2 protein-coding genes and 1 tRNA gene are annotated in these 1,263 nt (G+C 31.5%); 2 read left to right on the top strand and 1 reads right to left on the bottom strand.

Annotated elements, in window-relative coordinates; all coding sequences use genetic code 11:
• On the top strand, nt 1-191 hold a 191-nt coding region (locus tag HBN50_RS15470), incomplete at its 5' end, for a hypothetical protein (protein WP_273871532.1).
• A 108-nt stretch (nt 192-299) separates the two neighbouring features.
• Here the strand turns inward: HBN50_RS15470 and HBN50_RS15465 are convergent.
• Nucleotides 300-893, bottom strand: a complete 594-nt coding sequence (locus tag HBN50_RS15465; protein WP_273871530.1) for a peptidylprolyl isomerase — start codon at nt 891-893, stop codon at nt 300-302.
• Between the two features lie 202 nt (nt 894-1,095).
• Between HBN50_RS15465 and HBN50_RS15460 the strand changes: the two genes are divergently transcribed.
• Nucleotides 1,096-1,171: transfer RNA gene (locus HBN50_RS15460), tRNA-Ala, on the top strand.
• Nucleotides 1,172-1,263 lie beyond the last annotated feature (92 nt).

Here is a 1,263-nt window from a genome sequence, read left to right as displayed (position 1 = left end):
AAATCCAAAAACAAATTCAAAAACAAATCCAAAAACAAATTCAAAAACAAATTCAAAAACAAATTCAAAAACAAATTTCAAAAACAAATTTCAAACACAAATTTCAAAAACAAATTTCAAAAACAAATTTAAAAAACAAATTTCAAACACAAATTTCAAAAACAAATTTAAAAAACAAATTTAAAAACTAATTAAAAAAAAGAAAGTGAAAAGAAGTAATGAAGATGTGCTTGAAAGAGTGCGTACTATTGAATGCTAGGGTTTTGAACACTCTTATAGAGTGTTCGTAAAATAAATGATTAAAGAGAGTCTTTATTATGAAAAGAGAACGTTAGTATCTTATCGCCTTGTTGAATTTTATCCAAAATATCTAAACCACGAACGACTTTACCTAAAATCGTATACTTACCATCTAAAGAAGGGCTTTCTTTAAGTGTAATAAAGAATTGTGAGTCAGAACTATTGGGATCATTAGCTATTCGAGCTAAAGATAGTGTACCTTTTACATGGTTTAGATGGTTTTTTACTTCTAAGGGTAGCTTTTTTCCAGAACCCCCTTGTCCTGAACCTGTAGGATCACCACTTTGAATGACAAAATTTTGTACAACTCGATGAAATATCAAATTGTCATAAAAGCCCATGGATACTAGCTCTACGAATCTTTTGACTGAAGTTTTTGCATCATTTGCATAGAATTTAATTACGACATTTCCGTGCACCGTTTTTAAAGTAGCGAAAGAGCGTGAAAGGCCTTGTTCATCGGTAGTTAGAGCAATGTCTTTAGTAAGAAAATAATCACTTTTATCTGTATTTTTTCTTAAGTTTTGTTCGCTTTTGCACGAAGAGGCCATGCATGTTGAAATGAGTAGGGCAAAAATGGCTGTTTTTTTCAAAAAACTGTCCTTTGATAAGGTTGCGCTTATGTTTTGTATAATTCTTGCATAATAATGTCTAAATAATTAATATCATTTTAGAAAAAAATGCAAAAAAAGTTAAAAAAAAATGAAAAAAAACGAAAAAAGCGTTGACACCTTAACCATGTTACCTTAAATTCAGCCTCACCTCAGAACGAAACACACTTTCAAAACGAACTACGGGGGTGTAGCTCAGTTGGGAGAGCACTTGCTTTGCACGCAAGGGGTCGCAGGTTCGACTCCTGTCATCTCCACCACTTTTGAGTTTTGAACGTTCTGGTTCTTTAAAATTTAAATATTTGTTAAAGCCATCATTTCGATGATGGATAGATGAGAAAGAATCCTTAGA

Source organism: Halobacteriovorax sp. GB3 (genome assembly GCF_028649655.1).
Classification (GTDB): domain Bacteria; phylum Bdellovibrionota; class Bacteriovoracia; order Bacteriovoracales; family Bacteriovoracaceae; genus BSW11-IV.
Note: the sequence above shows the minus strand (reverse complement) of the source record. Positions and strands in the feature narration are given on the sequence as shown.